This window comes from Synechococcus sp. PCC 6717, from assembly GCF_022698185.1.
Taxonomy (GTDB): Bacteria; Cyanobacteriota; Cyanobacteriia; order Thermosynechococcales; family Thermosynechococcaceae; genus Thermosynechococcus; species Thermosynechococcus lividus.
In genome coordinates, this window is record NZ_JAKLTV010000021.1 from 1 (window position 1) to 25,166 (window position 25,166).

23 protein-coding genes and 1 tRNA gene are annotated in these 25,166 nt (G+C 54.1%); 12 read left to right on the plus strand and 12 right to left on the minus strand.

Annotated elements, in window-relative coordinates; translation table 11 throughout:
• Nucleotides 1-202 precede the first annotated feature (202 nt).
• Entirely contained in the window at nucleotides 203-370 is a 168-nt protein-coding gene (locus L5470_RS09525) for a hypothetical protein (RefSeq protein ID WP_499499660.1), read from the minus strand.
• Nucleotides 371-636: 266 nt separating this feature from the next.
• Here L5470_RS09525 and L5470_RS09530 point away from each other — a divergent pair, with 266 nt between their 5' ends.
• Nucleotides 637-1,818, plus strand: coding sequence for a hypothetical protein (locus tag L5470_RS09530; RefSeq protein ID WP_499499662.1), 1,182 nt, complete (start codon nucleotides 637-639; stop codon nucleotides 1,816-1,818).
• Here L5470_RS09530 and L5470_RS09535 read toward each other — a convergent pair.
• The 3 genes from L5470_RS09535 to glgP form a co-directional block, all read right to left on the minus strand.
• On the minus strand, nucleotides 1,815-2,381 hold the full coding sequence (locus L5470_RS09535) for a hypothetical protein (RefSeq protein WP_099798414.1): 567 nt from the start codon (nucleotides 2,379-2,381) through the stop codon (nucleotides 1,815-1,817). The two genes, L5470_RS09530 and L5470_RS09535, sit on opposite strands and share 4 nt — an antisense overlap.
• Before the next feature lie 12 nt (nucleotides 2,382-2,393).
• Entirely contained in the window at nucleotides 2,394-2,993 is a 600-nt protein-coding gene (locus L5470_RS09540; protein ID WP_099798413.1) for a DJ-1/PfpI family protein, read from the minus strand.
• 68 nt (nucleotides 2,994-3,061) lie between these two features.
• Complete coding sequence (glgP, locus tag L5470_RS09545) at nucleotides 3,062-5,650, minus strand: alpha-glucan family phosphorylase (RefSeq protein WP_499499664.1); 2,589 nt, start codon at nucleotides 5,648-5,650, stop codon at nucleotides 3,062-3,064.
• A gap of 191 nt (nucleotides 5,651-5,841) precedes the next feature.
• Here glgP and L5470_RS09550 point away from each other — a divergent pair, with 191 nt between their 5' ends.
• Together L5470_RS09550 and L5470_RS09555 are read left to right on the plus strand one after the other, a co-directional pair.
• A complete protein-coding gene (locus L5470_RS09550; RefSeq protein WP_099798411.1) occupies nucleotides 5,842-6,039 on the plus strand; it encodes a ssl0294 family protein in 198 nt (65 codons plus the stop codon).
• Between the two features lie 14 nt (nucleotides 6,040-6,053).
• Nucleotides 6,054-6,698 (plus strand): exopolysaccharide biosynthesis protein, encoded by a 645-nt coding sequence (locus tag L5470_RS09555; protein WP_099798410.1) that lies wholly within the window; start codon nucleotides 6,054-6,056, stop codon nucleotides 6,696-6,698.
• On the opposite strand, the gene L5470_RS09560 is transcribed toward L5470_RS09555, so the two are convergent.
• Together L5470_RS09560 and pruA are read right to left on the minus strand one after the other, a co-directional pair.
• Entirely contained in the window at nucleotides 6,682-7,845 is a 1,164-nt protein-coding gene (locus tag L5470_RS09560) for a class I SAM-dependent methyltransferase (RefSeq protein ID WP_499499667.1), read from the minus strand. The two genes, L5470_RS09555 and L5470_RS09560, sit on opposite strands and share 17 nt — an antisense overlap.
• Nucleotides 7,845-10,907: an L-glutamate gamma-semialdehyde dehydrogenase gene (pruA, locus tag L5470_RS09565; protein ID WP_499499669.1), complete on the minus strand. Its 3,063-nt coding sequence runs from the start codon at nucleotides 10,905-10,907 to the stop codon at nucleotides 7,845-7,847. The genes L5470_RS09560 and pruA overlap by 1 nt, the downstream gene beginning before the upstream one ends.
• Between pruA and cobJ the strand changes: the two genes are divergently transcribed.
• Nucleotides 10,892-12,772 carry a precorrin-3B C(17)-methyltransferase gene (gene cobJ, locus L5470_RS09570; RefSeq protein ID WP_499499671.1) on the plus strand — a complete coding sequence of 627 codons (1,881 nt, stop codon included), beginning with the start codon at nucleotides 10,892-10,894 and terminating at the stop codon, nucleotides 12,770-12,772. The two genes, pruA and cobJ, sit on opposite strands and share 16 nt — an antisense overlap.
• On the opposite strand, the gene L5470_RS09575 is transcribed toward cobJ, so the two are convergent.
• The 4 genes from L5470_RS09575 to L5470_RS09590 form a co-directional block, all read right to left on the minus strand.
• Nucleotides 12,698-13,060: a phage holin family protein gene (locus tag L5470_RS09575; protein WP_499499673.1), complete on the minus strand. Its 363-nt coding sequence runs from the start codon at nucleotides 13,058-13,060 to the stop codon at nucleotides 12,698-12,700. The two genes, cobJ and L5470_RS09575, sit on opposite strands and share 75 nt — an antisense overlap.
• Before the next feature lie 48 nt (nucleotides 13,061-13,108).
• Entirely contained in the window at nucleotides 13,109-13,321 is a 213-nt protein-coding gene (locus tag L5470_RS09580; protein WP_099798406.1) for a hypothetical protein, read from the minus strand.
• An 83-nt stretch (nucleotides 13,322-13,404) separates the two neighbouring features.
• Nucleotides 13,405-15,576 carry a CHASE2 domain-containing protein gene (locus L5470_RS09585; protein WP_499499680.1) on the minus strand — a complete coding sequence of 724 codons (2,172 nt, stop codon included), beginning with the start codon at nucleotides 15,574-15,576 and terminating at the stop codon, nucleotides 13,405-13,407.
• 262 nt (nucleotides 15,577-15,838) lie between these two features.
• Nucleotides 15,839-15,911: transfer RNA gene (locus tag L5470_RS09590), tRNA-Phe, on the minus strand.
• 337 nt (nucleotides 15,912-16,248) lie between these two features.
• Here L5470_RS09590 and L5470_RS09595 point away from each other — a divergent pair.
• Nucleotides 16,249-17,418 (plus strand): adenylate/guanylate cyclase domain-containing protein, encoded by a 1,170-nt coding sequence (locus tag L5470_RS09595; RefSeq protein ID WP_099798405.1) that lies wholly within the window; start codon nucleotides 16,249-16,251, stop codon nucleotides 17,416-17,418.
• A 30-nt stretch (nucleotides 17,419-17,448) separates the two neighbouring features.
• Here L5470_RS09595 and L5470_RS09600 read toward each other — a convergent pair whose 3' ends face one another.
• Nucleotides 17,449-18,267, minus strand: a complete 819-nt coding sequence (locus L5470_RS09600; RefSeq protein ID WP_099798404.1) for a M48 family metallopeptidase — start codon at nucleotides 18,265-18,267, stop codon at nucleotides 17,449-17,451.
• 85 nt (nucleotides 18,268-18,352) lie between these two features.
• Here L5470_RS09600 and L5470_RS09605 point away from each other — a divergent pair, with 85 nt between their 5' ends.
• From L5470_RS09605 to L5470_RS09620, 4 genes are all read left to right on the plus strand, one after another.
• Nucleotides 18,353-18,712 carry a hypothetical protein gene (locus tag L5470_RS09605; protein WP_499499687.1) on the plus strand — a complete coding sequence of 120 codons (360 nt, stop codon included), beginning with the start codon at nucleotides 18,353-18,355 and terminating at the stop codon, nucleotides 18,710-18,712.
• 118 nt (nucleotides 18,713-18,830) lie between these two features.
• On the plus strand, nucleotides 18,831-19,697 hold the full coding sequence (locus L5470_RS09610) for a branched-chain amino acid ABC transporter permease (RefSeq protein WP_448526847.1): 867 nt from the start codon (nucleotides 18,831-18,833) through the stop codon (nucleotides 19,695-19,697).
• A 66-nt stretch (nucleotides 19,698-19,763) separates the two neighbouring features.
• The gene (gene rfaE2 / locus L5470_RS09615) at nucleotides 19,764-20,228 is read left to right on the plus strand and encodes a D-glycero-beta-D-manno-heptose 1-phosphate adenylyltransferase (RefSeq protein ID WP_227517563.1); all 465 of its coding nucleotides are present in this window, start codon (nucleotides 19,764-19,766) and stop codon (nucleotides 20,226-20,228) included.
• Nucleotides 20,222-20,935, plus strand: a complete 714-nt coding sequence (locus L5470_RS09620; protein ID WP_099798400.1) for a GUN4 domain-containing protein — start codon at nucleotides 20,222-20,224, stop codon at nucleotides 20,933-20,935. Before rfaE2 ends, L5470_RS09620 begins: the two co-directional genes overlap by 7 nt.
• Before the next feature lie 273 nt (nucleotides 20,936-21,208).
• Here the strand turns inward: L5470_RS09620 and L5470_RS09625 are convergent, their stop codons facing one another.
• Nucleotides 21,209-22,066, minus strand: a complete 858-nt coding sequence (locus tag L5470_RS09625) for a hypothetical protein (RefSeq protein WP_499499689.1) — start codon at nucleotides 22,064-22,066, stop codon at nucleotides 21,209-21,211.
• 62 nt (nucleotides 22,067-22,128) lie between these two features.
• Here L5470_RS09625 and L5470_RS09630 point away from each other — a divergent pair, with 62 nt between their 5' ends.
• From L5470_RS09630 to L5470_RS09640, 3 genes are all read left to right on the plus strand, one after another.
• Complete coding sequence (locus L5470_RS09630; protein WP_099798398.1) at nucleotides 22,129-23,151, plus strand: YheT family hydrolase; 1,023 nt, start codon at nucleotides 22,129-22,131, stop codon at nucleotides 23,149-23,151.
• A gap of 227 nt (nucleotides 23,152-23,378) precedes the next feature.
• On the plus strand, nucleotides 23,379-23,705 hold the full coding sequence (locus L5470_RS09635) for a zinc ribbon domain-containing protein (protein WP_227517649.1): 327 nt from the start codon (nucleotides 23,379-23,381) through the stop codon (nucleotides 23,703-23,705).
• A gap of 280 nt (nucleotides 23,706-23,985) precedes the next feature.
• The coding region (locus L5470_RS09640) for an RNA-guided endonuclease InsQ/TnpB family protein (protein WP_499499691.1) at nucleotides 23,986-25,166 on the plus strand (1,181 nt) is incomplete at its 3' end.

Sequence of the window (25,166 nt, forward strand, 5' to 3'; positions counted from 1 at the left end):
CGTAAAGTAGCGACGATGCTTGGATTGAGTCTGAGCGGAGTTGGTAGGGGGTCTTTGACTGCCCCCACCCGTATTAAGTTGTGGGTGACAGCTCAAGGGAAAAGCGAAGCAACGCGGCTTCAGCCCGTTGCGTAGCATCCTTTGGGAATCCCCTCTCTTTCAAGGAGGAGAGAAGTCAAGTATTTATGTATTGGGGCATTTATCATCGCAGCGTTTCAATGTTGCGCTCCCACTGCTGGCCATCAAACAGTTGAACTTGAAAGCGATCGCGCAGTTGATGAATATTGTCGAGGCAGTTGAGGTTGACATCAATATCCTCCGGATGCGATCGAGGATGGTGACACYCCCCGCCGTGGAACGGTTCTGTCAAGACTGATTCTGCCTACTGCCGTAGGCGCGGGAACCGTTCTGTATCCCCGTCGGGAACGAGCGAGGTTTTATCCGGTTCCCGAACCCTCCGGTTTCTATAAAGCTCCTTACTGTACTGTAGTCTAGCCATAGTTGCATGATGGTACTCAGCTCCCGGTGCTTCTCCTCCACAGATATTGTTGTCTCCCCGTTGTCCAGGGGTGCTAATCACTACTGCGGCAAATCTCAGTTAGGCTAGGAGTAGCCGGAAACATTCCCCAGTGGTTTATGAGTGAAACTCGTTTGCTGGAGGTGGCGCGCCAAGGTGATCCCCGTGCCATTAGCACTTTGTTAAACGCTGTGCTCTTACCTAAGCGGGTCAAGGCAGATGTCACCCGTCAAGGCTGCACACTAGCCGTTACGCTACATTCCGAGAAAATGCTCAATCAGGGTGCTGCGGTAACCTTGATCCGCACAGCCTTGGAAAAGCTGCACTTGCCGGATACTGATCAGGTGGTGATTGAGTCTAGGGTGCTGGGCGCACCGCTGTGGGATGCTGAGGTTATCCTGCGATCGCCAGCAGTGGCAACTGCCCAAAGCTTAGAACTACCATCCCAGACAATTGAGTTACCCGCTGCTAGCTCGTCTCCCCTGCCCCCTGTTGCCGATCCTTGGCAAAGTACACCGGACACACCCCCGCCCGCTGCATCTGAAGCTGCTGATGGATCAGCCTTAGAGATGGCACCATCTCCTCAAGATACTCCTGACGCGCCGACACTGATGGACTTGATTGCCGCCTTTGTTGAGTCCACAGCCCCAGATGAGCCGATCGCCCCCGTTAACGAACCTGAACCCCTACCCGAGCAAGCATCTAATGCTACCACAGCCCCCCTTGAACAGACCGCGACGATTGCTGGCGATCATGATCTTATCGCTGAAGTCGCTGAACCAGAGAGTGTAGATACCGTTGCCGTAGCGCCTGAAGCCACCGAGCCACAGGCGTCTGCCAGCGCCTATCCGCCCCTTGGGGATCCATGGTTGGAGGCTGACCCCAATCCCCTCCCTGAAGCTGCCAGCTCACCCGCGATCGCCCCTGAGACGCCCCCAGAACCAGATACCGGAGCGTCTGCAACCAATGACACTGCAAACTATACCATCCCCACCATTGAAAAGGTGCCTCGGGATGGTCAATCAAAAGTGGCAGGAATTGCCGGGATGGTCATGGGTTTGGGATTTTGTGCCACTGGTTTGGGCACAGTGATTGGCTTACCCATGGTTGTGGGGGGGATGTGGATGCTAGGCGATGAAGACGTATGGTGTGGCGAGTGTCCCCATTGTCAGCAAGCCTTGAAGGTGCCTGTGGGTAAGCTGTGGCGATTTAGTTGTCCCAATTGCCAAGGTCTCATTGAAATTAAGCATGGCCGCTTCTATGCCCGCGAGACTCCTACCCATCCCACGCATGAAAGCTAGGAATAGGAACTTTGCCCCCGTTGACGGCGAGCATCAAGGGCTTGGGCAATGAGGTCAAGGAGACCGGGGGCTTCTTCCTGAATTGTGAGCAGCAGTCGCTCCCCCATGGCTAAGTCTGTGTCAGACTCAGGGCTGGTTTCACTGTCTTGGACGATCTGCCGTAGGCGGGGCACGGTTGTATCCACAATTTCCACAAGGGCACCAAAGCAGCGGAAAAATTGCCGCTCTGTTAGGGTGCTGTCCTCAAGGGGAAATTCAATGATGGCACGAACTTCCCCATCACTGGGATCGTACTCCCACTGCAACATTTTTGTTTGCCACGAAATGCAGAGTAAGGTTTGCAAAATCGCGTCTTTGAAGCGGTGGTATTTAATTCCGGGTAATAAGTTAGGCGCATAGAGCTTAAAAAACTCGCCCTCTTCATCAAGTTCAATGATCACAATGAACCGCTCGAGATGATCGCCATTCACGCCAGTAATAATTTGATGATTTTTAGCATTTAGCTTGAAATTTAACTGGTGCCGACTTAGGTACTCGGCAAGTTGGCTGAGGGCGATCGCCATCGCTCTATGTACCTAAACCCTAGTCAAGGCACGGTGGTTAATCGTTGTGCCCAAGAGCGCTAGGAAGGCTGCCAGCCATTGAGGGTGGGCAGGCCATGCTGGAGCCGTCACTAAATTGCCATCCACCACCACCGCATCCACGGCAACTTCGGTATAGGTGCCCCCTGCCTTGGTAACCTCAGGGCCGCAGGCAGGATAGGCGGTACAGGTTTTGCCCTCAAGCACCCCAGCGGTGGCCAACAGTTGCAGCCCATGGCAAATAGCGGCAATGGGTTTTTGCGTGTGGCCAAAATGTTGAGTGATCTCAATCACCCGTGAATTGAGCCGCAGATATTCCGGGGCACGCCCCCCCGGAACCACTAACGCATCGTAGGTACTGGGGTCAACATCTGCAAACGTGGCATTGAGGGTAAAATTATGCCCCCGCTTTTCACTATAGGTTTGATCCCCTTCAAAATCGTGAACAGCTGTCCGGACGCTGTCCCCCGCAACTTTATTGGGACAGACAGCATGAACGGTATGGCCAACCATCTGTAGTGCTTGGAAAGGCACCATCACCTCATAGTCTTCGACATAATCACCCACAAGCATGAGAATCCGTTTGCCATCCATAGGAGCACTCCATTATGAATCTAGTTTGATCTTGGCATACTGCTAGAACACTTGCACTCGCGCGAGGCTCAAGCCCAGAGCACCAGACCCATCTCGTAGGGGTGACTGAGGTAGGCATGGCGAGGCAGTAATTGCAGTGCAATCCCCTGATAGCCACTACTCTCATAGCTCACTTGCGCTGTATAGATGCTACGACCGTCACTGGTGGTTCTCACCAAGGTCATCAAGGTTGGGCACGCCTCCTCCAGTAGCCCCGCTTCATTGACCCGTCCTTGAAAGAGCGTTACTTGCACATCCCTTGGTTCCAGCGCGCCAAGGGCAATCGCAGCTTTGACCTCAAGCACTTCGCCGACGGTGAGGGTGTGCTCCCGCGAGGTTTCTACCCCAAGAATTTGAATGGTGTACCAGTGCTCAAGCACTCGCTCCTTCCATTGCGCCAGTTCCTTGGCAGCCCCATAGTTGTTTTCCCGCAAGACAAAATGGCGATCGCTCGCTGCAAAGTATGCCCGATGGGCGTAGTCGCGCACCATCCGTGCCGTATTAAATTGCGGTGTATTTAATGAGAGGGCAGCCTTCATTTTTTGTACCCAGCGGCGGGGAATATCGTTCTCATCGCGTTCGTAAAACAGGGGAATGACATCCCGCTCAAGGCGCTCGTAGAGGGCATTGGCTTCTACCTGATCTTGATAGTGGCGATCGCCATAGTTTTCGCCGTGACCAATCGCCCATCCCGTCTGCACGTAATCGGCTTCATCCCACCAGCCATCCAAAATACTGAGGTTCGGCAAGCCATTCATCGCCGCCTTCATCCCACTGGTACCCGATGCCTCTTGAGGCCGCAGGGGGGTATTTAGCCACACATCACACCCAGCCACCATCATCTTGGCAACGTGCATATCGTAGTCTGGGACAAAGGCAATGTGGTGGTGCATCCCCTCTTGGCGGGKAAAGTGAATAATTTCTTGGATGAGTTCTTTGCCGGGGTTATCGTTGGGATGTGCTTTGCCGGCAATAACAAACTGAACAATCGGGCGGTGTTGCTTGCCACTACTTTTGATAGGCACTGACCCCAGTAAAATGCGCCGTAACCGCTCTATATCCCGCAAAAACAGGGTCGCCCGCTTGTAGGTCGCAAAGCGACGGGCAAAGCCAATGGTCAGAGCCGTGGGATCCAGTGCCTCTGCTGCTTGCGCTAGCTCTGCTGCTGTGGCACTGCGAGACTGAAGCATCCGTTGCAGGCGCGATCGCACAAACATCACCAGTTGATAGCGGCAAATTTCATGAATCCGCCACAGTTCTTCATCGGGAATGCTATCCACCCGCTGCCAAAGGGCATCGGTGATGGCAGCTTCAGACCACTGTGGCCCGAGGTAAATATCGAGGAGGTACTGCAACGGTTCAGACACCCAACTGCGGGCATGAACCCCATTGGTAATGGAGGTAATTGGTACTTCTGTGGGGGGTAAATTGGGCCATAGCCCTTGAAACATTTGCCGCGATACCTCGCCGTGCAAGGCACTCACCCCGTTGACAAAGCTGGCGGTATGAATGGCCAAATTCGCCATACTAAATGGCTCCTGAAACGCGCCCGGATTCATGCGCCCAAGGGACAGAAACTCTTGCTGAGAGAGGTTAAAGGCTTCGATGTAGTGCCCAACGTAGTAGGTAATTTTATCGGCGGGAAACAGGTCAATGCCGGCGGGAACAGGGGTATGGGTCGTAAACACCTGACTCGCCTGCACCACCTGTAGTGCTTCATCGTAACTCAGGTGCGCTTCACTCATGAGTTGGCGAATGCGTTCAAGGGAGAGAAACGCCGAGTGCCCTTCATTCATGTGATAGACAGTGGGTCGCAGGTCTAAGGCCTGCAATAGCTTTACCCCCCCAATCCCCAGTAACATTTCTTGGTGAATTCGCAGATCCACATCGCCGCCGTAGAGGTAGTCGGTAATGTCTTGGTCGTAGGCACTATTAACGGGAATATTCGTATCCAGCAAATAGAGGGGCACTCGCCCTACCTGAAGCCTCCAGACTCGGGCGTGGACATCCCGATTGGGGTAGGGCACAACAATACGGATTTCAGCCCCGCTGGGATGGGTAACGAGGGTTAAGGGCAGGTTGTAAAAGTCGTTGATGGGGTAACGCTCCTGTTGCCACCCCTCTGCACTCAGGTACTGCGAAAAATACCCTTTTTGGTACAGTAGCCCCACCCCCACAAGGGGTAAGCCTAAGTCACTGGCAGACTTGAGGTGATCTCCCGCCAGCACCCCCAAGCCACCGGAGTAGATGGGCAGGCATTCACTCAGGCCAAATTCAAGGGAAAAATAGGCAATACACTCTTTGGTTGTTGTGCCGCGCACCCGTTGATACCACGTTTGTTCAGGATGGCAGTACTCCTGAAATTGCGCCAAGGCGCGTTCCATTTGGGCTAAAAACCCGTTATCTGCTGCTGCTTCTAGTAAGCGGTCTTGGCGAATCTGGCCTAGTAACCGCACCGGATTATGGTTGGTCTGCTCCCATAGCTGAGGGTCGAGGCGGCGGAACAGGGCGATCGCCTCGGTATTCCACGTCCAATAGAGGTTATAGGCTAGGCTGCGCAGTTGTTCCAGCCGTTCGGGTAAGCAGGGGCTAACATTAAACGTGCGGATGGGCTTCATGGCCATTGCTAAATCAGTTGACCTTTGACCTTATTGTCCGAACTGCTGGGGGTGCGCCTTGGGTTCCTTAACAAATTTCGCGGAATTGCCATAAACAAAGAACCGCTAACGTTTTGTGGTTCTCTAGGCTAAAATCAGGTTACATTCTGTGAAGAATCTGGCAAATCGTGCCCTAAGGTTGATGTAAGCCTATGTTTTTAACTGAGTTAACCCCCCTTGTCAAAGAATTAAGCCAGAGACCCGTTGCCTTTATGGGTGGCTTTGTTTCGGGGTTGTTGGGGCTAAGTCTTGATCAGCAGCCGGTGAGTGACTGGCTCAAGCAGTACGGCGACTATCAGCCCCCCAGCCCGCCCCCACCGCCGGACTTCAAAAATATCCGCATCGATTAGGTGCGTTATCCTTTATGGCCAGACTCTCTGCGGATTTAGAGCAAGCCTTTTTAATGGGTGCTGATTCACCTGTCACCGGTGCCGTTCTTACCCAGCAGCAGGTAACCCTTGCCGATATTTTGCAGCTCGCGGGGGAGCGCACCTTTGGTTTTTTACTGGTGGTGTTATCGTTACCGTCGGCATTGCCCATTCCTGCTCCCGGTTATTCCACCCCTTTTGGCATTGTTCTGCTCATCTTGGGGGTGCAGCTCATGCTAGGGGCGACCGCCCCATGGCTGCCACCGAGGCTGTTAGCGCGAACGATGCCCCGCAGCCATGCCCAAAACATCCTTCGCCGTGCGCTGCCGTGGTTGCGGCGAATTGAGTTGATCTCGCGACCGCGCCTGCGCCTCATCTGCACAAGCCGTGGCGGTCGGCTGCTCTTGGGGGCTGCTGTTTCCCTGATGGCCATCTCGATGATTTTACCGATTCCGGGCACCAACACGTTGCCAGCGATGGGTATCTTCATTACTGGGTTTGGTTTACTGGATGACGATGGCCTGATTAGCTTGGCAGGGCTGGTGGTGTGCCTGATGGGTCTGGCGGTGACAACCTCTATTCTGGTGGCGCTGATGTGGGGCGGTAGCAGCTTATTGGATCTCCTTAAAGGGGCAATCTAGAGCCTACAGCATCCAGTTCCGGCAACCGCAGGCTGGCCTGTTTACTCTGCAATACTACGTAAAAGCCCCCTAACCCCAACGGATCAATGAGATGGTGCAAGGATTGATGGCGGCTGAGCGCTTGACGGAGGTTACCGTTGGTGTGCTGCTGTGCCATGAGACGGTTCCCCAGCCCCAATGCCATTAAAAACAGGCTTTGGCGGGTTATGTACAGGGGGTGCAGGCCAAACTGCTCACCATAGCGTTCTAACGCGGTGATATCCACATGGGCGGTGATGTCCTGCGTGCCGACAAAGCGGTAGGGGTTATCGTGGTAACGGTGCTGGTAGTAACACTGCAAGGTACCCTCACAGCGGGCGGGATGGTAGTACTGGTGGGCAGGATAGCCGTAGTCAATGGTGAGGACAAACCCTCGCTGAAGGCACTGGCTCACCTGCTTCAGCCATGGAATGAGCTGCAGATTGACTTCGGTTCGATAGCCGTCGCTATAGTGCTGCTGCTGCGGGTCAATCCCCACGGTGGCAAAGTACTGGGGAATCTGGTCATCCTTGAGGGGGTGCAGCACGTCCTGAAACTGCCCTTGGGCGTTTAGGGTGACATACAGTTCCTGCCACTGAGTCCCTTGCCATTGCAGGCGGTGGACGGGGAAGGCATCCACCAGTTCGTTGCTGAATATACAGCCGATGAAGGGAGCTGGCACGGTATCAGGGCTGAGCCAGCGGAGGCGATCGCCCCAGGGCTGCAACCATTGCCGTTGCCGCTGTTGCAGGGTTGGTGACTGCTCCTGAATGGCGTAGTCAAGGGCAGCAAAAAAATCAGGATGCATCTGTTGGCTGTAGGTCAAAACAGCGGCGGCAAACTGCCCGTCCCCTGCGCCCATTTCTAGGAGAGTAAAAGGGGTAGGCTGCCCCAAGGCCTGCCACATGAGCACAAAGGCGTCGGTCAGTAGTTCCCCAAAGTCAACGGTGATCGTGCTAGCTGTGGTAAAGTCGCCGCGCCGACCAATGGTGATCTGGGGGCGGTTATAGTAGCCCCACTGGGGGTCGTACAGTGCCAAGGCCATAAACTCGGCAAAGGGGATGGCACCGACTGCATCAATGCGTGCGGTGATTCGCTCTAGCAGTTGTGGACAGCCGCGATCGCTCATTAATCATCCACTCCGGCAATGGGGGCAAACCCTTGGCGTTGGACGTTCTCTGTGATCACCCGTGGCTCGAGAAACTGCAACAGGTAATCGCGTCCGCCGGCTTTTGAGCCGATGCCCGACAGCTTAAAGCCGCCAAAGGGATGGCGATCGACAATTGCGCCGGTGATACCGCGATTGATGTAGAGGTTTCCCACCGCAAACTGGTCTTTTGCCGCTTGGATGTGGGAGGGGGTGCGCGAATACAGCCCCCCTGTCAGGGCATAGGTGGTCGTGTTGGCAATCTCCAGGGCTTGCTCAAAGGTTTCGGCACGCAGTACCGCTAAAACGGGGCCAAAAATTTCCTCTTGGGCGATCGTGGCGGTAGGGGGAACGTTGGTAAAGATCGTGGGAGGCACAAAATACCCCTCCTCTGGTACGGTGCCACTGAAGGCAAGGTCTGCCTCCTGTTGACCTTTGGCAATATACTCCTGAATGCGATCGCGAGCCGCAGCAGTGATGACTGGCCCCACACGGGTACTAGGCCAATGGGCTGACCCCACATTCAAGGATTTGGTGGCTTCAATCAGGCGTTGCACAAAGGGCTGGTAAATGGCTTCAAGGACAATCACCCGCGAGCAGGCGGAGCATTTCTGGCCGCTATAGCCAAAGGCGGAGTGCACGACCCCCGCTACGGCTTGATCTAGGTCAGCACTTTCGTCAACAATAATGGCGTTTTTGCCCCCCATTTCGGCAATGACGCGCTTAATATGGGTTTGCCCCCGCTGCAACCGCGCCGCCTCCGCAATAATGCGGCAGCCCACCTCCTGAGACCCCGTAAAGGCAATCAGATGCACGTCAGGGTGCTGAGTGAGGTAGGGGCCAACAACAGCACCGCGACCGGGTAAAAACTGAAACACGCCCGCAGGGAATCCAGCAGCAATAAGGATCTCCGCTAATTTAGCCGCAACAACAGCTGCGGGATCTGCGGGTTTGAGGATCGTACAGTTGCCTGTCACCAGCGCGGCCACTGTCATCCCAGTGGGGATGGCTAAGGGAAAATTCCACGGTGAAATCACTACGGCAATGCCCCGCCCTTGATAGTGGTAATGATTGGTTTCTCCCGGAAAGTTACGATCGTAGCCACCGCTGAGGCGCTCCATTTCATCGGCATAGTAGCGACAAAAATCCACGGCTTCCGAGACTTCGGCATCGCCTTCTGCGACGACTTTACCCACTTCGTAGCACATCCAGGCCACCAACTCATGGCGTTGGGCTTCCAGTAAGTCTGCTGCGCGCCGTAAGATGGCGGCTCGCTCGCTCACGGGTGTGTGCTGCCACTGCTTTTGAGCCGCTTTGGCGGCACGGATGGCGTGTTCAGCATCTTCAATGGTGGCTACGCCCACACGACCAACAATTTCCTGGGGGTGGGAGGGATTGCGGGAGTCGCTGTACTCTAGGGTATTCACCCGCTCACCCCCAATGATGGGGGAATAGGTTTGGCCAAGTTGGCGGTGGACATTGTCTAGGGCTGCTTCAATGCGATGGCGCAAGGCAGCTACGGCATAGTCAGTATTAGCAGCATTGACAAAGGTTGAAGTCTTGCCGGTGTGCACATAGACGTTGGTGGCGCTGAAGTCGGCGGTGGGAAGCGGGGGTGCTAATAGATCCTCGATCTCGGTGGTTGCCAACTGCTGCCGCAGGAAGGAGCTGTTGGCGGTGTTTTCTAGCAGGCGGCGGATTAGGTAGGCCATGCCAGGAATGAGATCGCCGTAGGGACAATACACCCGCACGGTTTGTCCGGCCTCCACCAAGGCTCTGGCGAGTTTATCGGCCATCCCGTAGAGGACTTGGCACTCCATGGCACTGGCGGGTAGGTGATGGTGCTGGGCAATGGCGATCGCCCGCGCTTGGGAGCGCACATTGTGACTGGCCACGGCAGTTCGCACCACGATGTAGTGGCTGAGTAGGTACTCTAGCACGCGCTCGTAGTTGGCATCGGTATCAACCTTGTGCTGATAGACGGGTAGCGGCCACTGGTGTTGTACCGCCTTAATCAGTTCCTGATCCCAGTAGGCTCCCTTGACCAGCCGCACAGTGACGGGGGTGCCGCGCTGTTGTGCCCAGCGAACGAGGTCTTGAGCATCGTTGTAACTATCCCGCAGGTAGGCTTGTAGCGTGATCCCCACATCGGCGCGATCGCGAAACTCTGGCTCCAGCAAAATATCTTTGAGAATGGCCAAGGTAATGTCTTTGTAGGCATACTGCTCCATGTCAAAATGAACCCCCACCCCCAATTCCTTGGCGCGGTGGAGCAGTCGGCGGATAGGTTCCCCCACCTTGGCGCGGCAGCCTTGGACATCTAGGGGATCAAACTGGGAGTAAAAGGCGGTCAGCTTCACGGAGACCTGTACCGGATTGGTGCCTTCCTTGCTCGCCAACGGACTCAACTGGGTCATTAGGTCTAGGTAGCGATCGCAGTAGGCGGCGGCCTCCGATTCGGTAATCACGGCTTCCCCCAGAATATCCATGGTTACTGCCATTCCCTGTTTGCGGAGGCGGCCAATGGTCTTGAGAACCTGTTCCGTGTTTTCACCGGCAATGTACTTGTGGGCAAGGGCTTGCACGGCGGTGGTGAAGGTTGTGGCTGCCGCTTGGGCAGGCAGGGAGTCCGGTTGAGCAAAGTTCAACAGTTTTTTCAGCCCTTCTGGCAGTTCGACACTGGGATCACTGAGGTATTCTTGTAAATGCCGCGCCACCTCGGCTTTGCTCTTGAGGCTAGGGAGGCAGTCAATAAGGCGAAAGAGTTGTACCCGCAGTCCGGGATGCTCCATGGCCCAGCCTAGGAGCTTGTCTTCGATGCGCATCTGATCGCGCAGTTGGCTAAAAAAGTTGCGGGACTCGTGGCTGGCGCTGAGGAGTTGGCGAGCGATCGCGCTCGTGGATGCTTCGTAAATACTCAAGGGTGCAATACCGTCGTAGTAGTGAGGAAAGGTACTTCTATTTTCCCATGGAGATAGGGGTGGCAAACGACTTCCAAACACTTGCTGTAAATCAATAGGGGCTAGGGGTGAATCAGTTTTCAAGCGTTGCGCCACTTGCAGCGATCGCCACAACCGCCCAAGGGGTTGCTCAGCTAGAGCGCCTGCGGCATGCGGGTGTTGCCTTAGACCTGTGGCTACCCATCCACCTGCCGATTGAGGTTGCTACAGCCCAGCGGTATCAGGGATCGCTGGCAACCCATCTGGCAGCAGTGTGGTCACAGTATCGCGGCTGGGTTTTTGCCTTGGCCTGTGGGGCGGTGGTGCGCTTGATTGCGCCCCTGTTAACAGATAAGTACACGGATCCTGCGGTCTGGGTGCTTTCAGAAGATGGCCAGTGGCTCATTAGTTTAGTGGGTGGCCATGCTGCCGCGGGCGATCGCCTTTGTCAGGTGCTAGCGGCTCAAATAGGTGCCACCCCCATCCTGACGGGGGCAAGCCACTGCCAACACTACTTTGCGGTGGACTGTTGGGGGCAAGCCTTCGGCTGGCAGCGAGGCTCGGGAGATTGGCATGGGGTTGCTGCTCGCCAAGCCCGGCAGGAGGTTCTCAGGGTGTTCCAAACCTGCGGTAGTGACCTGTGGCGCACCGGAGTCTCCCCCCAGCAACCCATCGAGTGGCTGAGTGCCCCACCCACCGATGAGGGGGTTTGGATCACCGAAAAGGCAGTATGTCCCACCGCTGGCGTGGTCTGGCATCCACGGGTACTGTGGCTAGGACTTGGCTGTGAGCGCGGTACACCTGAAAGCGTCATTGCAGCAGCCATTGAACATACCCTCAGTGAAGCGGGGTTAGCCTTAGGGGCGATCGCCGGCATCGCCAGTATCGATCGCAAAGCGGACGAAGTGGGGTTATGTGCCCTCGCCCAACGCCAAAATTGGCCGACCCGCTGGTTTAGGGCAGAGCAATTAGAGCAGGTGGCGGTTCCGACTCCCTCCGCCATTGTGGCCGCCGAGATGGGCACCCCTAGTGTGGCGGAGGCAGCAGCGCTGTTGGCAAGTCAGGGGGGGGCGTTAATTGTCCCGAAGCACATCTATCGCCAGCCGGCACAAAAGGGAGCAGTGACCGTGGCGGTAGCGCAGAGCCAACGGGAATATATTCCCCGTAGGGGGGCGATCGCCCTAATTGGTACCGGCCCAGGAGCACTCGAGCAACTCACCACCGCAGCACGCGCAGCACTTTTAGCCGCAGAGGTGTGGATTGGCTATGAGTTGTACTTGCAACTACTGGCACCATTGCGGCAACCCGGCCAGATGGTACTGCCTTACCCGATTACCCAAGAGCGCGATCGCGCCCAACACGCCATTGAACTTGCGGCATGGGGGTTGCGCGTGGCCGTGGTCTCATCGGGAGACTGCGGCATTTATGGCATGGCGGGCTTGGTGCTGGAGTTAATGGCCGATGCAAATATCGCCGATATTGCTGTGGAGGTGTTGCCGGGGGTGAGTGCGGTGAATGCGGCAGCGGCACGGCTAGGCGCTCCCCTAATGCACGATTTTTGTACCATTAGCCTCAGCGATCGCCTCACCCCATGGCCAGTGATTGAACAACGCCTAGAAGCTGCAGCCAACGCTGACTTTGTAACCGCTCTGTATAATCCTCGCTCTCGCGATCGCCAAGAGCAACTGATCATCGCTCAGCAAATTTTTCAGCGTTATCGCTCCCCCAACACCCCAGTGGCCATTGTCCGTGGGGCTTACCGTGCCGATGAACAGATTACCCTAACCACCCTAGGCACATTCCAACCCGAGCAGGTGGATATGTTCAGCCTGGTCTTAATTGGCAATGCCAGTACTCGTCGTTACCACGACTGGCTCATTACCCCCCGAGGGTACCTAGAGAACTCCCAATTGGGTCAACAGCCCAAAGCAGAGGCCATTGACAATACTCAGGGCAATCGATCCCAATAGAGCGCTCCAAAATCCGTTGCGCAGGGTAAAGCCATCCACAAAGGCAGCGGCAAGGGCAAAAATAGCGGCATTAATAATCAGGGCAAACAAACCAAGGGACAAAAAGATAAACGGGAAGGAGAGGAACTTCAGCACGGCCCCCAATGTGGCATTGAGAACCCCAAAAACAATGGCAGACCACAGCGCGGTACTAAACTTATCAATTTCTACGCCTAGGAACGAGAGGCGCGAGACAATAAATAAACTAATACTGGTTACAACCCACGTAATAATCAGACCCCAGATCATAACTCCTCCAATTCGCTTATTTTGTTTTAATCCATGCCGCTGACTGCCCTAAATGACAACAAACAAAAATGGCATGAGAGGAATACCAAACGTACTGCTAAACCAATAGCTCAGCAAACTTAGGGCAATTGTCAGCAGCAGCGATAAACACAAAGAGACAAGCAAGTGGGAGGCCAACTGCTGTAAATTTTGCCAAAACGGATCAAGGGTAATATCTAGGGAATGTCCATTAGGCGTAACAAGCACTGGCGACTGGTACATCAAACTTACCTCCCATCACAGTTGCCTCTATTTTAAGTCCTAGGGCGATCGCCCCCCACCGCAATTTTGGGACAGCGGGTCTGCTACACTGCCATAGCACTACTGAGCGATTGTACCTCCTGTAGTGCGTCCTTTGCAGACTCATAGCGATCGCTGAAGTTAAATTTCACCATTTTGTTGAGTATCGCCGCAAACGCATCGCTCACCGTCACACAGGACTGCCAATCCACCTCACCTGTTCGGGGATCTCGAGGTAGATCTCGGGGTTTAATGCCGGTCAGCGCTTGCAACACAATCATCCCCACGGCATAAATATCACTGCTGAGGGTGGGTTGTCCTGAGAGTTGCTCTGGGGGTGCGTAGCCCATCGTACCAATGACGACGGTGCTTCCTTGGGTTTTCTGAATTTCTTGAGGCTGCATTTGCTTCACTGCGCCAAAGTCAATTAGCACCAAACGGCCATCGGCAGCACGACGAATTATATTGTCGGGTTTAATATCGCGGTGAATCACATAATGGCTATGGACAAAACTCAACACCTCTAGCATTTCTCGCAGCAGTTTAAGCGCCTCAGCTTCGCTGTGCTTTTGTTTGACTTCCTCACTGAGGGAGCGACCCTCAATAAATTCTTGGACGAGATAAAATTCTTGATTTTCTTCGACGTAGGCCAACAGCAAAGGAATTTGGTCATGGCGACCCAACTTTTCGAGGATTTCCGCTTCCGTATTAAATAATCGCCGTGCCACCTGCATAAAACGTTCATCATTGCGGCCAGGGCGCAGGTGCTTGACAACGCAAATGGGGTTGCCGGGACGCTGGGTATCCTGAGCCAAATAGGTACGGCCAAACCCACCAGCCCCCAAGACTTTTTGGATTTTGTAGCGTCCTCCCAAGAGTGAGCGGGGCTTGCCCGTAATTTCCGTGGGTTGTTGCAGGGCTTGATTCAGGGCAGCCGTGTTTTCCGCCATCAAGGAGCGCATCAGCGCCAGCGCCTTTTCCTGCTCTTTAACTTTTTCCTGAAACGATTTTTGCTCCTGCTGGGCGTGATACCCTACGTAGCCCACCATCCCCACACTGCTGAGCATCAGGGCAATGAGTGGCGGCACCACCGGAATCCAGCCATTACCAACAACAAAAATCGCAAAACTCCCCCCCACCAAAGCGAGACCMCCGCCTGCCACCGCCGCTGCTAGCCACAGCGGTTGACGCAACCACCACCCCAACACACTGCCAACCCCCGCCCACAGAATAATCCAACCCAACACAAAGGGCAAAGGCCAGTACCAGATGGGTGCGTCGTCATCCAGAGCCGCGCTGAGAAACTGACTCACCATCTGCGCATGAACCACGACCCCGGGCATTTGCTGGGTGACGGCATCGCTGCCGCTGTAGGGGGTCAGGAATATATCCTTGATACTGGGGGCAGACACCCCAATTAAAACAACGCGATCCCGAATCAAGTCATCGCTCACCCGGCCGGTCAGCACATCCATTAATGAGACGGTGCGACTGACATTACTGCCGGAGCGATACTTTAGCAGGGTTTGCATACCCCGATCATCCACCCCAACATACCCCCCCGCATCCCGGGTGAGGGGTGCAAAGTGGACATTGTTCAGGGTGAGGCCGTCATTGTTTAGATCAATTTTTTGATCCGGTTCTTGCTCGATGTAGCGCAGTGCCAGCATCAGGGCAAAGGAGAAGGGGGTTGTACACCGCTGGGCATTTTCATTATTGATGACAAACAGGTTGCGCCGGATCACGCCATCATTGTCGAGGGGAATATCGGCAAACCCTACCCGCTCAGGCACCTGATCCGTGGGAATACTGGGGGGTGGGGGAACTTCTGGTTGATCGGCGGTTTCGCCAGCGGATTTGCAGACGGGGATAATGCGTGGGTTGAGGCTGAGAATCTTACGAATTTGGTCGTGACCGGGTGGTTGGGGAATATCCCGAAAAATATCCAAGCCAATAGCTCGCGGGCTAGCGGCATTCAGGCGGGTTAATAGATCGGTAATGGTGGCATCCGGTAGCGGCCATGTTTTTTGGGCTTGGATATCCTGCTCTGTGATTAGCACCGTGAGAATGCGCGGATCCGGATCTGGGGCTGGGCGCGATCGCACGTAGAGATCGTAGAAATTCAGTTCTGTTTGTTGCAGCAGTCCCAACTGTCGCACCCCAATCACAAGGGCAGCAACACCGAATGTTGTGACAAGGGCTGGCAGGGGCAGCCACTTGGGCCATGAACGGGTCACACCAACTATCCCAACGCGATGGATTAGACTGATTCTAGCGAAGTGCTGGTGGCGGCGGTGTCTGTGGTTGCAGCAACGTAACAACTGCAGCCCTGTTGTTTGGCTGCGTAAAGATGGCGATCGGCAAGGTTGACCAAGGTGTCTGGCTTGGTCGTCGTGCTGGGAATTAACGTGGCGAGGCCTAAGCTGGCAGTGACAGTGGCTTAGATGGCCGATCGCTGGTGGGGAATAGCCAAGATTTGCATCAACGCTTGACGTCAGATGCCAGGAGCCAGAATTGAACTGGCGACACGAGGATTTTCAGTCCTCTGCTCTACCAACTGAGCTATCCCGGCTGAAAAGTGCTTTATGATTCTAGCAACCATGACTAGGCTATGACAAGCCTGAATAGTAATAATTTTCCGAAAAGAACTAGCTAAGGTGCTCTTGCTAAAATTGACATCCTCCTTTTGCTCAAAGGATGGTCTGAATTTGATACGCATAGATGCAGTCTATTGAGTACCCCAAACCCCTTTGCTAGACTGGGGGTGTAATCGCCCTCCTAAACGTGGGTTGAATGTGTGTTGTCGGCTCACGGGCACGCTTTCGCTTCTTTTATTGTTTTGATCGCTCGGCTTTCAGCCCCTTACTGAGCCACCGTCTTGATTTTTCTTGGTTTCCTCCTAGTGCCCCATGGATGCTGACCTTGCGTTTAACTTACCGGATCAGAAACTTCTGGAGACCTTGACCCCCCAGCAACTGGTGGCCATTATTTTTCGACAACAGCAGATCATTGCCCATCTCCGTCACGCGGTATCTCAACTGCCCCACGGGCCAGAGCTGATCCATCCTGAAATACCCCCCCCCACAGAACCCCACTTGGCTCTGGTGACGGATGAAACAATGTGCTATTTTCCGTTGACTGGTGGGACGTGCTGGACGATTGGCCGTAGTGAAGAGAATGCCATTGTTCTTGCCGATCGCTGGATGTCGCGTACCCACGCCATGATTCAACGGATGGGGCAGGGGGAGTTTTATTTAATTGACCTAGGCAGCCGTAACGGCACATTTGTCAATGGCCGCCGGGTGAGTATTCCAATGCCGCTGCATAATGGCGATCGCATCACCTTTGGCCAAACAGAACTGGATTTTTTTAATGAGCCGCTGCCGCCGCTGTTTAGTGATAGTGCCATCCTGAGCTTACCGCAGCCAGAAGGCTCGGCTACAGCACTCCTACACGTCCGGCGACTGTTGACCGTGTTGGTGGTCGATATTCGCGATTTTACCCAATTAACGCGGCAGCTCAATGAAGAACTGCTCTCAGAAGTCATTGGCACATGGTTTCACCGAGCAGGGGAAATCATTCGTCAGTACGGTAGTTGGGTCGATAAATACATTGGTGATGCGGTGATGGCTGTTTGGATTCATGAAAGTGAGGAAATTGGCTATCGCGAAATTTGCTATACCCTGTCTGCCCTTGAAGACCTACGATCAATGACAGGGGAGTTGCATCAGCAGTATCCCCTACCTGCCCCCCTACGGATAGGGGCGGGGCTGAATACAGGCTATGCCATGGTGGGCAATACTGGCAGTGGCGATCGCCCCGACTACACCGCCTTAGGCGATACCGTAAACGCTGCCTTTCGGCTTGAGAGTGCCACCAAAACCATCCAAGCCGATATTGCCATGGGAGCCACCACCTACCATTACCTCGTGGGAGGATGCCCTGCGGCTGTACCCTTCCGTCCCCAAGTTCTGAGCCTCAAAGGCTATGAAACACCAGTGCCTGCCTACATTGGCACCTTTGCTGATTTACACAGCTTCTTAGAAAAAGCTCTAAAAAGTAGTGACACTCTTCACTAGCGCGGACATCCTCAGCGTGAATGGCTGATGCTACTGGAAGGCTTGCCGCAATTGATAATATTGTTGACTCTCTGCCCAGTCCAAGATTTCGCGGGCGCGTAACACCGGTAAGGGGTGCGTGAGTTGGCTGGCTTGTAACTCCTTGAACAGGGTGTGCCAGCCTTGATCGGCGCTATCGTACTGCTGCGCTTGGGCAATAAAGGCATCCAAGTTGAGGCGATCGCTCCACTGGGGAGAGCCGCCACACAATTTCATCAGCACAGAGGCCACAACACGCGCATCTTGAGTGACCAGCAAAGCCGCGCGATCGCAGCTGAGTTCTGCACAGCGCAGCCATTGAAACAGTTGGGTTTGGAGCCCCTGCGCCAAGAGTAGTCCCCAAGGCGAGAGTTGACTGGTCGCTAAAAGTAAAAGGTTGGCAATGGTTAGGTAAACTCCATGCTCACACTTTAAGTGCCCCAGTTCGTGGGCGAGCACAGCTTGTAGCTCTGCTGGTGTCAAGAGTTCGACTAACGCAGTATGGAGCACCACAAACGGTTGTTTGCCGCGCATGGCAAAGGTGTAGGCATTGGGGATGCTGTGCTGCTTTAGGTATAGATGCGGCGGGTCAATATCTAAACAGCGGCAGGCCTCGGTGTGCAATGCATAGAGGTCTGGAAGCTGCTGCTCGCTGATGCGGAGGCTGCTACCAATGTTTTCGAGGTAAAATGCTTGCTCGGCAAGGGAGCCAAGGATCGTGCGCACCAGCACATCTAGGCCCGGAAGGTGCTTGAGGGCAGCGGTGGCTTGGCGATCGCGCGGGTGGCGAAACTGATCGGCGGTTAGCCCCCGGTAAGCTGCAGCAGGCATAAAATGGTAACGTTAGCTATGGTTTGCCCTAGGCTTCTATTGTAAACTGAGTAGCGGTTTCTTCATAAAAGGTAACACCTCAGCTATGGGACTTTTTGACGGTCTATTTCGCGGTGGCAAAAAGGCACCCGCCGACCCCAAGCCCACCAAGGAATTTTTCTTGGATCCCGATGAAGCAAAGACCTACGGCAACATTGAGTACATGCGTACAGCCAAGCCAGTCAAAAAAACCTTTCCCGCAACGGGGGGCAGCACCGAAGAGGTGGAAGTTGTTGAATTGGTATCATCCTTAGAAAAGGTGGACGTAGCCGCCCAGAACAAGGGCACCCCAGAACCAAGCGTTACCGATGTATCTGCTCCGGCAGCAGAGGAACAAGAACGCCGTCGCACTGATCCTAGCCTTGATCCGTTCCGCGCCATGGCGAAGGATTTACGTCGCGGCTAACGCTACATTCAAATCATCCTGTTCTAGGTGGGGGAAGGCAGCGGCTTGACCCCCCTTTTTTGACTCGTTTTGCGCCTCTATAGCCTATATAGAATGTAGTGCACCTACAACACATTTCATGGATATTCAACTCATTCAACTACTGGTTAACGGTTTGGCGGTGGGGAGTATTATTGCCCTCGCAGCGGTGGGACTCACCCTCACCTTTGGGATTTTACGGCTGCCGAACTTTGCCCACGGCGATTTTATGACGGCAGGTGCCTACCTAACCTTGGTTGCCAATTTCATGGGGTTAGACATTTGGCTATCGATGCTGGTTGGTGCGTTGGGCACAGCAGGGCTGATGCTGATGAGTGAAAAACTGCTCTGGTCGCCGATGCGCGATCGCCGCACCACTTCAACCACGCTGATCATTATGTCCATTGGTCTGTCGTTTTTCCTGCGCAATGCAGTGATCCTCATCTGGGGGAGCGAAAACCAAACCTATCGCTTACCGGTGATGCCTGCTCTTGATATTTTTGGCATCAAAATTATTTACTCGAAAATTATTGTCATGATCTTGGCGGTTGTGGCCATGGCTGGGGTGCATTTTTTACTGCAGCGCACGAAAGTCGGGAAGGCTATGCGGGCAGTGGCGGATGATCTCGACTTAGCCCGGGTCTCTGGGATTGATGTGGAGTGGGTGGTGCTGTGCACATGGCTGTTGGCAGGAACGCTGACGGGGGTTGCCGGGGGGCTGTACGGCTTAATTACGGCGGTACGTCCGACGATGGGCTGGTTTTTGATTTTGCCCCTGTTTGCCAGCGTGATTTTGGGGGGGATTGGCAACCCCTACGGGGCGATCGCCGGTGCCCTGATCATTGGGGTGGCGCAGGAGATGAGTACCCTCGTTATTCCGGCAGAGTATAAATTAGCGGTGGCGATGGTGATGATGATGGCTGTCCTATTAGTGCGCCCCCAAGGACTCTTTCGCGGCACGCTCTGATAGGCTAGGGGTGACCCTCTAGGGAGATGAGTTCTGATTACTGGCCTTTACGATCTTGCGGATCTGGTGCGGGAGATTGAGGCAGCGCCGGAGGACTGGCGACCCCTCGTTTTTACCAATGGCTGTTTTGATTTACTCCATGCCGGTCATGTTCGTTACCTCAAGGCAGCGCGGGCACTGGGGCGGCGGTTAGTGGTTGGCCTCAACAGCGATCGCTCGGTGGCTGCCTTAAAACCAAACCGACCAATTATTGCCGAACAACAGCGGGCAGAGGTACTGGCTGGTTTACGATCAGTAGATGCAGTGGTCGTGTTTGGCGATCGCACCGCCATTCCTCTGATTGAAGTGCTCCAGCCGGAGATCTACGTCAAGGGGGGAGACTATGAACTGGAGACCCTACCGGAAGCTGAAACGGTGCTCCGCTATGGCGGCCGCATTGAGTTAATCATGGTGGAAGTACCCAGTTCAACAACGGCGATTGTACAGCGCATTCTACAGTTGCAAGGGGAGGACTCAAGGGGGGCATGGTAGCCACGAATACAGCCTTAGCCAATTTACGCACACAGTTGTACAGCGGCAACGAGAAGCAACAGCTCGCCGCTTTGAACACTTTAAGTACCGTTGGTGTTGAGGGCTACCCATTGCTGCAAGAATTTTTACAAGCCAGCACAACCCTAGACCCCGTCCCCCCGCTTTGGATTCGTGGTCAAACCTATCGCCTGCTGGTGCAGGCAGAGGATGCAGGTGTCAAAGCGTTTTTAAGTCAGCACTATCCTGCGGGAGTGCTGCCCCTCCTGTCAGAGCGGCAGATAGATTATCGTCCGCTAGCCGAGCGACTGGTGCACCTAGAGTTTGAAGCCGCCGATCGCCTCACTAGCCAAACCCTATGCGTACTCGCGGGGGCAGCAGCACAAAAGCGTGGTTGGCTGTACTTTACAGAAGTAGAGCAACTGCCCGTCACCGACTTGCAAACTATTGATCAGTTATGGCTGGCCTTTTCCTTGGGGCGGTTTGGCTATTCCGTGCAGCGGCAACTCTGGCTGGGCTGTGGTCAAAACTGGGATCGGCTTTGGGAAAAAATTGGCTGGCGTAATGGCAAAAAGTGGCCGCGCTACCCCAGCGAATTTATCTGGGACTTGAGTGCCCCCCGCGGACACTTACCCCTGACGAATCAACTGCGAGGGGTACAGCTTATTAATGCTCTCCTGAATCACCCCGCATGGCAGTACTCCCCTTGAGGTTTGGGGGGGAGCTTGGTGGCCTGCGTTTTACCCCCTAGCAGGAGGATGTCACATCGGGTAGGGCTGGAAGCCCCGTACTCCAGTGCGGGGAGGAAAGCTTCTTTAGCAACTTCAGTTGCCTTGGGTTATAATTGTAGTGCGGACACCAGAAACGGTTGTTCAAGGCACTGGTAACGGTCGATTGGGGGTGCTGTAAACCACCCCAGAGGCTCGCGGTTGGCTTGCTAACTGCAGGGCTACTAAAAGCTCCCTGCTTTAGCTGGGAGTAGTTTACAGGCTTTGACCAACGGCTAAGGAGCGAACCTCTCCCTGTCGCCGAAACACCGCCCGCTGATTTTGAATTTGTACCAATTGCCAACCGTCGTTCCCAACGCTATCGCCCACACTCAGGCGCAGGGTTTCGCCATTGGTTTGAATCAGAGCCACGGAGCGCTCCCCAAGCTCGAGAACGCCAACCAAGGTATGCTGAGGAGCCGGTGGAGCGATCGGGGCAGTGGCAACTGTATCAGTCGGCATCGGTGATGGCGCAGTTACGGTGGGGAGTTGGGGCACCGAGACTGCCGGAGCATTAGGGGGCTGATAAATAGGGATGTAAATACGTTCAACTGTCGGTGACGGGGCAGATGGGGGAACCGTTGCGGACGCAATGGTTGTAGCGGGTGTTGGGGAGGGCTGCTGACTCAAAAGCTGAAGAGAGGTTTGCAGATATTCCGCAAAGGCAATATCGGCAGCCGGTGTTGTGGCCACCTCAGGTGCAACCACTGCCGTAGGTTGGCGAGCGCCACTAATCCATAACCCCACGCTAAGGACAAAGGAGGCAATGCCAACCCCCATTAAAAAGCGATCGCGCCATGAAAAGTCGGTATTCAGGTGTAGCTTATGGGAACGCTCTGGAGCGGGAACCGCCGTTGAGTGGGGGGCTGCCAACGGTTCATAGGGGACTAAAACCGTCGTTGCAGAGGCGTCATGCGGGTCTAAAACCGCCGCAAACTCGATGGGTGTCTCTGCTTCAACCTCAGCAAACACTTCATCAATTAGACGATTCGCCTGAACATCTGTTAAGCAGGTTTCTACGGCATAGCGATCTGCCTCGTTGCTACGCCAAGAGGGATCATCGCTCTGCGTCATAGCCTATGCCTCACAATGATGACCAAGTGTAATACGGAAACTACGCCTTGCCTAACCTATCTATGCAATCCAATGCCTACTGGCCACCCCTAGGGTTGCGATCGCCCATTGCCCACACCATTTTTACCGCCTATGGTCAGCGCTATGGCTGTCCCTATCGCTGGCACCCCCAGCAGGAGCATCTCTTTGCAGGAGCGCAAGGGGTGCCCCTTTACGGCCAAGGGTGTCGGGTTCCCCACGCCCGAGGCACCCTTATTGCCACCTACGGTATTACCGGAGATCTGACGAATCAGTGGTATTTGCATACCCTTGCCCACTGGGGGCAGCAACGGCAGTTCGATGTGGTTCTGTTTGACTGGCGCGCCCATGGTCGCAGCGGCCACCTCTCGCCCACCCTCACCAGCGATGGTCTATACGAAGGCAAGGATTTATGCTTGATTGCCCAGCAGTGTAATGAACTGGGATACACCGCTCCCTACTGGTTGGTCGGCTATTCCCTTGGGGGGCAATTGGCCTTGTGGGGCGCGTGGTTCGCCCAAGGCACGAACAATGATCTCATTGCTGGGGCAGCGGTGATTTGTCCTAACTTAGACTCGAACCGCTCCTTAGCTCACCTTGGCCAGACGTTTTGGGGGCGGCAATTTGAACGCGCCATTAGTCGTGAACTCCAACGCTTGGCTCAGCAACTCCACGCCGCGCATCCCACCAGCATTGATTTGGCAGCAATTGCAGGCATCAACACCATTGCGGGTTTTGATCGGACACTGGTGATTGAACGCCTTGGCTTTCCATCGGTTGAGGCCTACTACCATGCCAGCAGCCCGCTCCATTTTTTGCCGCAGTTGCGCTTGCCGACTTGGATACTTTACGCTGCCGATGATCCACTGTTTGATCCTGCCTTGATGCCAGAACTGGTGGCGATCGCCGATCGTAACCCTGCCCTTGAAGTGGTTCTGTGTGAGTATGGTGGGCATGTGGGGTTTGTGAGTGCCCCGACATGTCAAAGGCTCTGGGGGGATCCCGACTACTGTTGGGGAATTCATCGCCTGCTGGATTGGTTAGCAGCCAAAACCATGCAGGTCTAGGTTTGTCATTAGAGGTCTGGTTGGCGGAAGCAGTTCAATGGTGAACAGTTCAAGGAATTGCTACGGGATGAATGAATTCCCAAGCTCTGATCCGGCGCCGTGTTAGTCATGGATCATCTGAGGGCACACAGAGTGTCTGGCATGCGGGCAATGCAATGTTAGCAGCTGTTAGCAGCGGCGAGGGCAACCTTGTTTGTCTGCCTCCCTATTCACCCGAGTTTAACGACATGTCGCAAGAAGTCCCCGATGCTACCGCAGGTGAATCGTGGATCGAAGTCAATCGTTTCTTTCCTTCTTCAAAAACCTGCCATGTTTGCCTGAATCAAGTGAGTAGCCTATCGCTTGAGGTTCGCAATTGGAGGTGCGAGGTTTGCACTACAGAGCATGACCGAGACGTGAACGCTGCGATCAACATCAGAAATGAAGCCTTGCGGATATCGGAGTTAGGAACTCGCTCTACTGCCTTTGGGAGGGAACGTAAGTCATCTGGTAAAACGTCGGTTTTGTTAGATGCTGTCCCCGTTGAACAAGGAAGCCGCTTATCTATTGCGTAGCGATGATGAGCGGTAGTTCACGCCTAGTATCTACTCCATTTATAGAAACCGGAGGGTTCGGGAACCGGATAAAACCTCGCTCGTTCCCGACGGGGATACAGAACGGTTCCCGCGCCTACGGCAGTAGGCAGAATCAGTCTTGACATTCTTCTCCAGACAAAGTGATGTCCTGACTGATACTTGCAATGACGAGTCGATTTTAGCTGTATGCCATCTTCTCTCATACGGTTGCTATTCAAGTAAATCAGCATCTATAATAACTGCATACCATCTTAACCCAATGATGTTTTTAGCCGTCCAAAAAGATGTTTTTCAACCTGACAAGCAGCTTGCTCAGTTGCTTACTGAGTTAGCGCGTCTTGCCAACAATCTCTACAACCAAGGCGTGTATGAGTCTCGGCAATACTTCTTTGAACAAGGACGGAACCCGTTCAAGGTTCTGAAGTATGTCAACCTCTACGCAAAACTGAAGGAGAGTGAAAACGGGAAGCTGTTACATTCTCAGGCTGCACAGCAAGTGTTGAAATCTGTGAATGAGGCGTTCAAAAGCTTCAAATCACTCTCAAAACTGTTCAAACTGGGGCAGTTCGAACATGAACCAAAATTGCCGCGATACCGCACCAAAGGCGGGTTGTATCAGGTCGTATTCACGGGGCAATCCCTGAAAGTAGAGAAAGGCTTGATTCGAGTTCCTTTGGGCAACGGTGGAAAAGCTGCATTTGGAAGAGATGCGTTTTACATCCCGTTACCAGAACGATTAAAGGATGTGCAGATCCGAGAACTGCGATTCATTCCGACGAATGGGCAGTGGGTTGTTGAGTATGTTCACTTCACGATGGACAAGACTGCTCAATGCTGCAAATTGTGTCCTGAGAACGTTTTAGCGCTTGACTCAGGACTGAATAACCTCTTGACCGGCGTGACAAATACTGGACTTGCCTTTGTGCTGGATGGTAGAGGGTTGAAATCTCGAAACCAATGGTTCAATAAGCAGGTTGCCAAATTCAAATCGATTCTGACTCATGGCAAGCCATCTATGAAGGGCGCGACCTCGAAGCGAATCCAACTTAATACCCATAAGCGAAATTGCTACGTGCGAGACTACATCAACAAAGCAGCACGGTGGGTCGTCAACTTCTGCTTGGAAAACGACATCGATACGATCATCTACGGTCGAAACAACGGGCAGAAAAATGAAATCAATTTGGGTGCAAAAACGAATCAGGAGTTCGTGCAAATTCCGCACTACAAGCTGTTTGGACGAATTAAGCAGCTTTGTTTAATTGTCGGGATTCGATTAGTCGAAACCGAAGAATCGTATACGTCTCAAGCCTCGTTTTTTGATAATGACTTCTTGCCTACGTTCGGCGAAAAACCTGAAGGGTGGAAGGCATCAGGAAAACGAATTCTTAGAGGGCTGTACCGAACTGCGCAAGGATGGCTCATCAATGCAGACTGTAA